Origin of the sequence: Vibrio sp. Isolate22, from assembly GCF_022398115.1 — a bacterium.
Lineage (GTDB): Bacteria > Pseudomonadota > Gammaproteobacteria > Enterobacterales > Vibrionaceae > Vibrio.
Map to the genome: position 1 here is coordinate 1 of NZ_JAKEUW010000045.1, position 11,984 is coordinate 11,984.

General features: G+C 43.8%; 7 protein-coding genes and 2 pseudogenes. 3 read left to right on the forward strand and 6 right to left on the reverse strand.

Annotated elements, in window-relative coordinates; translation table 11 throughout:
- Both L1D55_RS19950 and cqsA read left to right on the forward strand, forming a co-directional pair.
- Positions 1–194: pseudogene (locus tag L1D55_RS19950) on the forward strand (IS5/IS1182 family transposase); the annotation flags it as partial.
- 264 nt (positions 195–458) lie between these two features.
- Entirely contained in the window at positions 459–1,640 is a 1,182-nt protein-coding gene (gene cqsA, locus L1D55_RS19955) for an alpha-hydroxyketone-type quorum-sensing autoinducer synthase (protein ID WP_239918587.1), read from the forward strand.
- 221 nt (positions 1,641–1,861) lie between these two features.
- On the opposite strand, the gene L1D55_RS19960 is transcribed toward cqsA, so the two are convergent.
- From L1D55_RS19960 to L1D55_RS19980, 5 genes and pseudogenes are all read right to left on the reverse strand, one after another.
- On the reverse strand, positions 1,862–3,910 hold the full coding sequence (locus L1D55_RS19960) for a hybrid sensor histidine kinase/response regulator (protein ID WP_239918588.1): 2,049 nt from the start codon (positions 3,908–3,910) through the stop codon (positions 1,862–1,864).
- Positions 3,911–4,143: 233 nt separating this feature from the next.
- Positions 4,144–5,007, reverse strand: a complete 864-nt coding sequence (locus L1D55_RS19965) for an AraC family transcriptional regulator (RefSeq protein ID WP_239918589.1) — start codon at positions 5,005–5,007, stop codon at positions 4,144–4,146.
- Positions 5,008–5,215: 208 nt separating this feature from the next.
- Positions 5,216–6,993, reverse strand: a pseudogene (locus tag L1D55_RS19970) (ABC-F family ATP-binding cassette domain-containing protein).
- A 311-nt stretch (positions 6,994–7,304) separates the two neighbouring features.
- Positions 7,305–8,120 (reverse strand): TauD/TfdA family dioxygenase, encoded by an 816-nt coding sequence (locus L1D55_RS19975; RefSeq protein WP_239918590.1) that lies wholly within the window; start codon positions 8,118–8,120, stop codon positions 7,305–7,307.
- A gap of 464 nt (positions 8,121–8,584) precedes the next feature.
- Positions 8,585–10,177 carry a S8 family peptidase gene (locus L1D55_RS19980; RefSeq protein ID WP_239918591.1) on the reverse strand — a complete coding sequence of 531 codons (1,593 nt, stop codon included), beginning with the start codon at positions 10,175–10,177 and terminating at the stop codon, positions 8,585–8,587.
- 475 nt (positions 10,178–10,652) lie between these two features.
- On the opposite strand from L1D55_RS19980, the gene L1D55_RS19985 reads away from it, so the two are divergent.
- Positions 10,653–11,054, forward strand: coding sequence for an ACT domain-containing protein (locus L1D55_RS19985; RefSeq protein ID WP_239918592.1), 402 nt, complete (start codon positions 10,653–10,655; stop codon positions 11,052–11,054).
- 13 nt (positions 11,055–11,067) lie between these two features.
- Here L1D55_RS19985 and L1D55_RS19990 read toward each other — a convergent pair whose 3' ends face one another.
- The gene (locus tag L1D55_RS19990; protein ID WP_239918593.1) at positions 11,068–11,961 is read right to left on the reverse strand and encodes a LysR family transcriptional regulator; all 894 of its coding nucleotides are present in this window, start codon (positions 11,959–11,961) and stop codon (positions 11,068–11,070) included.
- Between the last annotated feature and the right edge of the window lie 23 nt (positions 11,962–11,984).

An 11,984-nucleotide genomic window follows, 5' to 3' on the forward strand; every position in this document is an offset into this window, starting at 1 on the left:
AGTATTGGAAAGAGCGGTATGGATACCACAAGCGTTCACTCTCAGAAACAGCGATGTATCGAGTTAAACAGTTGCTAGGAGGGAAACTGAGCTTAAGAAATTACAATGCCCAGGTGGGTGAAACTTACGCGATGATAAAAGCGTTGAACAAGCTTACTAGGTTAGGTATGCCTAAAACCTGTCGTATTGACTAAGAAATACGCGAAACGGGTTGGCTCTATATCTAAATTTAATTACGCAACAAAGCCCGTTATTTGTTATAAAAAAGGCATTTATTCTTCTGATTTAAACTGGGTTGAAGCCCGTTACCGTAAGGAAATCCACTCACCTTAAAACCCTTAAATGCTGAGTTTGCAAGGGTATGCCCATTTATGCAACTTAGCTAATGACACCTCATTTTTTGTCGTCAATATACACCCGTCAGCGCTGGCGTTTTACTGTATATGAAGAGAATTATTATGAGTGATAAAACCCAAAATAAACCACTACCTTCCTTTATTGAAGAACGCTTAAACCATTACATAGAAGATCTCATTACCCAGAACGAAAGCCAAACCCACTTAGTTCTGGGTAAACGTCCTAGGCGCAATTCAGTTATGATGCAAAGCAATGATTACCTCGCGCTATCGCACAACAAACAGATTCAACAAGCCCACCAGCAAGCGGTTGGTGAACATGATGACAATGTCGTCATGTCAGCTATTTTTTTGCAAGACGAGGATTCAAAACCCGCTTTTGAAAATGAGCTAGCGAGCTATGTAGGAATGGAGAGCTGCTTGCTGTCTCAGTCTGGTTGGGCAGCGAACATCGGCTTACTGCAAACCATCTGTCCACCACAAACTCCTGTGTATATTGATTTCTTTGCCCACATGTCTTTATGGGAAGGTATTCGAGCCGCAGGTGCGAGCGCGCATCCATTCATGCATAACAATATCAACCACCTGCGCAAGCAGCTTGAACGCTATGGCCCTGGCGTCATTGTTGTAGATTCCATCTATAGCACCATTGGCACGATTGCCCCACTCCGCGACATCTACGAAATGGCGCAAGAGTTTGATTGTGCACTCGTGGTTGATGAATCGCATTCTCTGGGGACTCATGGCACCAAAGGTGCTGGCCTTGTTGAAGCACTTGGGCTCACTAACCAAGTCGATTTCATTACTGTAAGCTTGGCCAAAACTTTTGCGTACCGTGCTGGCGCGATCTTAGGCCCCAAACAATTGTCTGAGACACTGCCCTTTGTCGCCTACCCTGCGATTTTTAGCTCGACCGTATTACCACAAGAGGTCGCGCGCCTAGAGAAAACATTAGCAGTCATTAAAAGTTCGGACGATAAACGAGAGGCTTTATTCAAACACGCTAAAGCACTCACTACGGGCCTTAAACAGATTGGCTTTAACATTCGCAGCGAATCTCAGATCATCGCTTTAGAGTGTGGTAGTGAGAGAAATACGGAACGTGTGCGTGATTTCTTAGAGGAACGAGATGTGTTCGGTGCGGTATTTTGTCGCCCAGCGACTGGCAAGAACAAAAACATCATCCGCTTTTCTGTGAATGCAGACATGACACCAAGGGATATCGATCATGTACTGACGGTTTGTCACCAGGCATACCATCATCCAGAACTAGAGTTCGTATAGCTCTGAACCCATTAATTTAATCACCAACCAAACGGCAGGACGGAATGGACGCTATCATGTCGCAAAACTAAAAGAGCCCAGCCTATTGCTGAGCTCTTTCTCGAGTTACTTGGTCTACTTCAAACTTCAAACTTCAAACCTCAAACCTCAAACCTCAAACCTCAAACCTCAAACCTCAAACCTCAAACCTCAAACCTCAAACACAGTCGCGTACAAGCCCACTATATCCAATGGGCAATCTTGTCGAACAATCGGTTCTTGTCTGCCGGTTTCACAATAAAGTCCGACATGCCTGATGACTCCATTTTCTCTAGCGTGACTGGCGAACTGTCCCCTGTATGCGCAATGATCGGCACCGAAGAATAAGGCTTATTCGCACTTCTAATGAGTCGAGAAGCTTCGACACCGTCCATAATGGGCATTTCAATATCCATCAAAACCAAGTCAATAGCCTCTGAGTCTAGAGCGTCTAATGCCTGTTGACCATCTTCTTTCTGTACCACTTCAAAGCCTTGTTTTTCCAACAACATCGCCGTAAAACGACGTAGAGACTCGTTATCGTCCACTACCATAATGGTACGCTTATTTGCATTTTCTATTGGCTTAGCGGCCACCGAAGGCATCACGTAATTCGAGTCAAACAGTAAACGGTCAATCGTTGCTTTGGTGTTCAACAGCCAAACTTGAGTTTCGACCCAAATCGGTTCAAATGAAATATTTCTCACCCGTTGAATAGGATGATGTTCATACAAGTAAACAATTCGCGCTTCTGTAAACGACAACAAAGACTCAAGCTTATCAAGGCTACTTGCCCTCAAATCCAAACTCTCCATGTCGACGAACACTAGATCAAATTCGAACTGATACTCTTTGTTTTTAAGTGCAGATGCCACATCCAAAGTCGTGAGGTCAAATCCCATAAATCGAGACATTTCCGTCATTTTCTTATTCAGGACGGTTTGATCACTCACCATCAATACCGACTTTAACTTTCTCAATTCACTCTTAATCTCGTTGACTGAATTTGATGTTAAAGATGGGAATGTCATCGTAAATTGAGTCCACTGGCCGACCTCTGATTGGCATCTAATCTCACCACCAAACGAACGCATCACCTTCTGACAGAATGGTAAGCCTAACCCGTAATTGCCTGATTTACCGGTCGTATAGAAGTCTTGGAAAATATGACGTATTGCATCACTCGAGATACCAGCCCCGTTGTCCGTCACCACAATTTGATTGCTAACGTCATCGCTACTCATGGTGACATGAATATGAAAGTCTTCCGGGCTACGGTGGTGGAACGCATTTTTGAACAGGTTGTACATCACGTACTTCAACAAAGTGTCGCTTCCTAAGAAGTCAAAGTCGCTTTGTACATCCAAAGAAATGGCTGATTTATCCGACGCGCGCTTGTAGTTAAAACTGTCGATTGAATATTCAATCACCGCTTGTGCAGAGTGCTTTTTAAAGGTTGAACGAGATACACGGTTCTCATCAATCGACGTCAACAATAGATCGATGGTCTCGTTACCTGAATGGATGATTTCCATGGCCTCGTCACCTACGTCACGTAGCTGTTTTAACTCTTCGGCGCTCAGTGCATATGGCTCTTTGATGTCACCACTCTTTGGGTTTGGCAGTATCGATTGAATAACATCAATAGAAGTTAATAAGCCACTAAGAGGGTTTCTCATTTCGTGTGCAATACCGGCACCAAAAGATTTTGCTAGGGATACCTTATTCTCGTGTTCCACCTGATTACGGAAATAGAACAGGTTACCGAATAGATAGATAAACAAGAAAATCGGCACATGCGTCCAGTTCATGGTTATCTCAAGATAGAAGCCTTGTGCTACCCAAGCACAAAAGGTCGCAATCCCTATTCCGGCAAAGGTTTGTGCAAACATCACTCCTGTGACATGAACCAAAAGAATATGGAGGAATATTGCCGACATGAAAGACATGACCCAAACATTGGACCAATTGTTCATCAGCAACATGTAAAAGAAGAAACATGGCAGACAGAGCGTAATCGCGACTTGATAATACGCTGGCAGATACTTTCGCCATTCGAATGGAACGTGTTTACGGAAAATGATTCCGAAGAACAACACCGAGCATAATAGACGGAGAGTCAGATTTTCATAAGGCTGCGGGAACAGATACTCCCACACGACAAAGTAAACAGGGAAACCGACAAAGCCCATCCAACCTACGAGGGTTAGATTCGGTTCAGCATATTGATAAACTTTACGAATAGCGTTCATACGAAATTCTTTATTCTCTAAGCCCAGACGTTTACTAGTTTTATGATTGAGTTTTTGTTTTTATTATAACCGAACGATTATATTACACATCACCTCCGAGCAGTGAGGTTTGAATCAAATATATACGCGCTTTTGCATTTAATCTGTTTCAACCTAGCAGCTAAATACATGAAGACCTCGTTGATACGAGGCCTAATATTGATTTCATTTCTTGTTATCTGTGACTCATAAAGCTAGCGTATCGGCAGGTAGATGTTAGTCAGTAAATCGCATTCATCCACCTCATGGACTAGATTCACGTACTGGAAAAAACACGGGAAATCTCTCAAAGATTCGCCACTCTTTGGTAGCCAATCACGATATAGGTAACTTACCGTGTCACCGATTAAATCATGGTTGCCCTTGTGTATGGCAACCGCACAGCGCCCCCCTGGAATAGTCCCCTTCTTAACACCAAAGACATTTTCTGGGACATCCCCGTTATGACTTCCGCAAATATCAAAGCGATATTCATCTTCAGGGGTATCTAAAGGGTCAGAATAAGCCACACCAAATGTGTCACTGGTTTTTACCGGAGAAAAACCCGTCGACTTCCTCCAATCAATAAACTTAGCAGCAGTATTGTAAACCAGCTTAGGGCTTCCTTTATGCTCAATCAATGCAACCTCTGTTTCGCAAAAATCGACGACTTTCACATCCATTATCTCTTCTCCACTCTTTGGTGAGTTAAACTCATATTTTGAACGCCAATATGGCCAATTGGGTTGTTTTCTAAATTGAGAAGGTGTCTGTTCAAAGTGCCTCGAAAATGCTCGAGAAAATGCTTCAAGGCTCTCAAAGTGAGCCTCCAACGCAATATCGGTGACACTATACTCCGGCTCAAAAGCTAAACGAAAAGAAGCGCGCTTTAACCGAGCAAACAACACATACTGAATAGTGCTAATCCCCATAAACGACTTAAAGATACGGTGAAAGTGGTACTTTGAACTTGCCGCCACTGAGCTCAGCTGCTCCAAAGTTAATGACTCATCCAAATGTCTGTCAATGAAGTCACACACATTTCGTATTCGTCGTTCGTAATGTTTCGCTACATTCATTTTTGTTACCCAATAAAGAATTCAGAGAGATAATACCGACGAGGCGTTAAGTTCGCCTGATTGAGATTGCGAGACTGATTTAACCGTTGTGTTTAATTCTATATTACGTGGCAACAAAAGGCTCTTTAGCCAATACGGCACTAAAGAGCCTCAACCAACTCAACAGTAGATATTGAGCACTGTTATAACCAGTTCATTACAAGCTAGGCTAATTCAGTTCCAACATGGCATTAATCCGAACTATTTCTTGCTGCCATTCCATTTGCAGGTCAGGCTTCTGATGCTTTGCTTTACGAGCTTGATCCTTACTGAGTAATTCTTCGAGCTCTAATAGCCTTTCTAAAAGGCGCTCTTCATCATTTTGCGACTGCTGGTCGCCTGTTTTAGACAGCTCAGAACCTGAATCGATACAGACTATAGAGTTAGACTGAATCAACACAGAGCTAGTTTCCACGTTATTTCCTTGATGGCTGACAGACATCGCCTCATACACCGCATCTAAGTAAGTCATTTCCACAAGTTGACCGTCATTGATGTACCAGAACCGATTGTATGATTTTTCGATCAACTCTCGATCATGGCTGACCAAGAGTAGCCCCCTTCGAATTGAGTTAAGCAATTCGCTAGCTCTTCCTTACCCTCAATATCAAGGTGGTTAGTGGGCTCATCCAACAATAGGAAGTGATACCGCGCTAGCGATAGCCCAACAAACAGCAATCGAGAACGCTCGCCACCGCTCAGCTCTGCGATCTTTTGCTCGTGTCTTTCATAGGAAAAGCCCGCGCTAATCAAAGCCATTTTCCTAGCTTCCTGAGAAACAGGATAAAATGAGTAGAGTGAATCCATTAGTGAGTGGTCATCACTTAGTTGGTGCAAGCTTTGGTCGTAATACCCGACTTCAGCATTTGGGTGAAAATAACCATTATCTCCAAGTTGAGACGCCTGATAATTCGCCCACAATACTTTCAGAAGAGACGACTTACCTGCCCCATTTTTGCCTAGCACAGCAATACGGTCACCACTCTTTATCTGCTGGAACAGCACTTCGAACAGTGGCGCTTGGTCGTCAGCGGCGGTAATTGGCACCTCCGACAATTCAAGTAGTCGATTGGCTTTCATGGATTCACCGGACAAGCGCAGTGTCCATGGTTCAACGGAATCTAAACGTGTCATTGTCGAACGTAACCCTTCGGCTCGCTTTTCCATGCTTTTTGCTTTTCGCGACAGACCTTCATTGTCAAAGTCACGCCCCCAAATCGCTAAGCGATGAGCGCTCTTTTCGATGCGGTCGATCTCTTTCTTTTCTGCTTGTTGCCTTTCAGCATCCGATCGGTCTTTATCTTCCAATGCTTTTCGTGCTTCGCTGCACTTTTGGCTAAAGCTCAGTATCCTTTTGTCACGTAACACCCATGTAGAATCGGTGACGTGGTCAAGCAACCTTTGATCATGCGAAACCATGACAAACGTCCCTCTCCAATCTTTCAGAAACTGCTCTAGCCAAAGTAACGTCGGTAGATCTAAGTGGTTACTTGGTTCATCTAGCAACAGGACATCTGGCTCAAGAATCAATGCTCTCGCGACTAACACTCGTGCGTATTGCCCGCCACTTAAAGTGCCTATCGGCAGGTTCCAATAGCTTTCATCAAACCCTAAATTAGAAAGAGTAATTTGTGCTCGCCATTGTTCTGTTTGCTGCATGTTTAAAGGAAGGTTATCGGTCACAGCATCGAGCATTGAGAGGCTTAACAGTCGCTTAGGTAAGTGTTGCTCAATCAAGGCAACTACGGCATTCGAGGCGAAGGAAACATTCCCAACAAAGTCAGGTAACTCTTTGTTTAACAGACGTAATAAGGTGCTTTTACCACAGCCATTACTGCCAATAAGGCCAATGCAGTCACCTTTTTTAATGGTAAAGGAAAGCCCATCAAATAATCGGCATGATGTTAGATCGTAAGAAATGGATGATGTAGATATTAATGTAGTCATTTGTTTACTCAAGTTTCAAGCGCAACAAAGCGCTGTCGTCATTCGCTGACAACAACCAAGTAAACTAGAGTGAAGAAACTCTATTGAAGGTTATATTGAAATGCTTCGCTCAAGTTTTGGTTATCGCAGCACGATAGTGTTAAAACTTGAGTTTTGGTCGTACCAAAAAATATGCGCGAAGTTAAATTCACACACTTTCATAAAAATCCTCCTTGTATTTGTTTTGAGTTGAGCATTAGCGCTAAAAATAAATCACATTAATCGGTGAGTCAAAATATTTAGGCGCTTCGACTGGTACTTGATTTACAACGTTAGGTCACTGTTACGCGGTGCATTTTTCTTGGAGTATCACCGTAATCAATCACAGCATAATGCTGAGTGACTCTGTTGTCCCATATCGCCATTGAGCCCTTGTTCCATTTGAAACGCACTTGATACTCTGGTCGTCGTGCAATTTCAAACAGCTGGCTAAGTAGTGCATCACCCTCGTCACGCTCGAGCTCATTGATGTAACGGGTAAATTGCTCGTTGATATATAACGTCTCTTTGCCCGTTTCTGGATGAACTTGTACTAAGGGATGCTCCACTGGCGGATTTTCTTGCGCGGTTTTGAGCAACGACTTATGCCAATCTAGCTCGATTTGGTCCGATTCAATACCCTCAAACGCAACTAACGAATGCGTTGCCGATAAGCCTCTTAGCTTATCTTTCATGCTTTCATCTAATGAATCAAACACTGCGGTCATCGAACACCAAATCGTGTCGCCACCGACATCCGGTACATGTTGAGCATGTAATAGCGAGGCTTTAGACGGAAGCTCCCGCCAAGTTAAGTCGGTATGCCAATAGCTTTCCATTGGCGCATTACCTCGAGTGGTTTCTATCACACTGACTTGCGGAACTTGTTCTACACGCGGGAAGAAAGGATGAGCGGGTTCAAGCTCTCCAAACCGTTTTGCAAGCGCTAAGTGTTGTTCAGGCGAGAGGCTTTGCTCATCCACGAAAATGACTTGATAAGTAACAAGTGCCTGGTACACATCATCGAGTTCACTCTCACTGCAATCCGAAAGATTTAATCCATGAATACGAGCGCCAATGTGAGGGGTAATGGGTTCAATTTTCAACATACTTTCGCTTATCGGTTAAGAGTTATTAAGGGGAGCCATTGAGCTACTCGTTATTAAACCGGACAGAAACGATTTTTCTTTCCTGACCACGCAACATAAAACGCGTTCATTCGAAAAACAAAAGAAAAGAGCCCCTACACTGGAGCTCTTTTTGTTTGTTGATACTTCCTGTATCCGTAGACAAGTCCAATCTGTAGTACTTTCACCGAAAGCCAGATCATCGATATCTCCAGTTGTGTATCACTACTAAATCTAGCATACAAACTTCAAGCTTTTCTGAGACGTAACCGAAAGTTCGTCGAAGTAGCGTCAATTCCTGCTTATCAATCTAAAAAACAACGCCATATCCTTTTGTTGCCTGCTACAAACCAAAAAAGCCCACAACAAGGTGGGCTTTGGCTATCTGGCTTCTAAACTTACCAAACTAGTGAGTAACTTTTTGAAACCGTCGTTCAAACCTAAATTTATAAGTTTGCTTGGAGCGTCAAACCACTGTAAGCCGAGTATGCATTCAACATCACGTGGTATCTGCCGTTTTGGGTGACATTGACCGTACAAGTCTCGCTGTTGCCCGAACGGTAAGGTCGGCAGTCCCACGTACTAAGCGTTGGTTTATCCCCGAAACGTAGATACAGATCCGCATCGCCTGTGCCACCAATGGTGACCACTGTCAGCTGTTGGCCCTGTTCTAAGTCCATGTAGAAATAGTCCTTTTGTCCTCGGCTGCCACTCAGTCCATTAACCGGCACGCCAGAAACTAGTTTTCCATCTGGATCTGGTCCAGGTGTTGGGCCACCGCAATCCGGTTCACAACCACTATCAGTCAAACTATACAGCAGTTTATTGGTGGTTCCTCTTGTGTCAGAAACCTTATTCTCCGAAGCTCTTGAGTTCAGTAACCCCGCAAGCTGAAGCGGTGTTAATCCGTTGTTTTCTTGTAAATACAAGGCAGCAACGCCGGCAACATGTGGCGTCGCCATGGAAGTTCCGCTAATCGTTTTATAGCCGCCATCATACCAAGCAGACTTGATTTGAGACCCTGGTGCGAATAGATCAACACAGCTGCCCCAGTTCGAGAAACTTGAACGCGAATCAGAGCTGGTTGTTGAGCCCACCGTCACACCACTTGCTACACGAGCCGGCGATGAATTACACGCGTCGGCATTTGAGTTACCCGCCGCCAACATAAAGCTCACTCCGGATTGAATTGCGCCTTGCACCGCGCTATCCAATGCAGTTGATCGACCGCCACCTAAACTCATGTTGGCGACTGAAGGCCCTGATGCATTTTGCGCTACCCAATCCACACCAGATATCACGCCGGATGTAGTTCCTGAACCCGAACAGCTAAGTACTCTTACCCCAACAATGTTAACGTTTTTAGCCACACCGTACTGGCTGCCGCCAATCGTTCCTGCAACGTGGGTACCATGCCCATTACAGTCACTTGAATCAGCATCGTTATCTACGAAATCATAGCCAGAAACCGATCGACCGCCAAATTCCTCATGATTATTATTAACGCCCGTATCAATCACGTAAGCCGTTACGCCAGAACCATCAAAATTGGCATTATAGTTTCGATCCAAAGGAAGACTTCTCTGGTCTATTCGGTCCAAACCCCAAATCGCGTTACTTTGAACGGCTTCATTTGAAACAACAGGATCGATACTGAGGATTTGGTCTTGTTCAATGTATTCAACTCGAGAGTCACGTCTGAGTTGCTTTAATTGAAGTACGTCTAGATTTGCCACAAAGCCAATAATGGAACTATCAAAAACGTCGTCAGTTTTGATTGAAAACGAATTGGCCATCTGACCCACCGTTTGTTGAGTGAACTGCTGTAATCCAACCGCGTCATTCATTAGCATCTGCGGTTGTTTCAATACCACAATATAGCGATCGGTGATCGCATCATCTGATGAAGCCAACATCAGTGGAGCAATAGGTTGTTGTGAGTTTTCAGTCGAATTTAAAGCAGAACCTTGAGCCAAACTTGATGCGGAATAAATACCAAATGTGGCTGCAATACAACAACTTAATACTTTCTTTAACATAGCTTGTTCCTTGATATTTTAGGTTTGTTGGTTGTTACCTGCGACAAACACGAAAATGCAGACAGCTAGCGTTATACGCTCAATACGTGAAGCAACAGTGTTACAAATTCAACCTAAGACAGTACGAATGAGATTGCTTATTAATTTGCATTCATCGCACTAGGAACTTCGAGTTGGGGCAAACTATTTTGAAAAGCTTATGCAACTGCATTTTATATAATTTGATCAAAAGCTCTAATTTCAATAAAAGTCGAATGGTTGGATAAAAATGGTGTATGCAAGAGTAATGATCTCCACTATTGACACAACACACACCAAAAATCCCGCAAAAAACAAAAAATGCAGCATCAAAAACACATGCGATTAGTCATGCTTATAGTGAATAAATATTATTAATTGTACTCGCCGACAGCTTATCTCTATCTTGGCTACATTACCCAACACCATAAACCAACGTGATTACGTAGGAAAAACGATGACCGCCATTACCGATTTAGACATTCTGTTAAAGTCCATGTCACCTGAGCTCATTCAAGGTGATTATGTTTTTTGTACGGTAGAGGGAGGACTAGCCGACTATGTCCACCTCAATCCGATGGCGACCTTTCGAGAAAAAGAAGGGTTAACTTTAGTACTAACAGAAGAAGTGGCGACTCAAGCGCAGTTAAGTTTCGACGGTGTGTTTAGCATGATCACTTTATCGGTACACTCGAGCCTAGAAGCCTTAGGGCTGACAGCCGCCTTTGCAACTAAACTTGGCTCGTACGACATCAGTGCCAATGTGATTGCAGGTTATTATCACGATCATATCTTCGTCCAAAAGCACAAAGCTGATGAAGCAATGAGCGCACTTCGAGAATTCTCAGAAGCTAACTAGTAACATAAGCGATCTAAGTAGATGAGTTCGCTCGTTCACGTATAAAGCTGACCAAGAGCTTGGTGAGATGCGTGTGATAGCTCATTGACCGATAATGGATGTAAATCGTTAGTGGGGCTAGTTCAAGATCTAACTGTTGTTCGACTAACGTGCCCCGCTCTAACTCATCTCGACAGAATTCTCTTGGTAGCGCCACAAAACCTAACCCTTTAACAGCTATTGCTTTAGCGATAAACCCACCATCAACATTGATGTCTGACTTAATGGCCACATTCTTCAAGCCTTCTGCATCACTAAATACCCAGGGGTTACCAGCAAACGCTTTGTAACTTGAAATACAAGGCATTGCTGACAGCTCCTCAACTGTGGTCGGTGAGCCATATTCTGCTAGACAAGATGGCGAAGCTAAAACCGCACTTTCCCATTGACACAATGGTCGTGAAACCCAGTCACGATCATCAAGCGAACCGCGCTCAAAACTAATAACGATATCAGGATCGCTGTTTAACGCGCTTTCTATCGACGTACTGTGTTCGCAAAACAGAGAAACATTGGGGTAACTCAGAGCAAAATCAGCGAGAACATCACCAATGAAAGGGATGTCCGGTGAGCTCACGCGAATACTGCCTTTCATTGACTCCGTTGACGTGCTGACGTTTTGCAATGTTTGGCTCAATTGACGAAGAGGCTCTCGGATTTCGTTGTAAAGCATTTCACCGGCAGAAGTTGGCGTCACCTTTCTGGTTGTCCGGTAGAACAATTTATTACCAAGCTCAGCTTCAAGCTGTTGAACATGTCTACTTACCGTTGAGCTAGGGATTAGCAAGCGTTCTGATGCCTTTACAAAGCTGCTCTGTTCAAAGACACACATAAATGAGTTCAACCAAGCATTATCGATCCTTTCCAATTCATTACCCCACAAATTGCAAT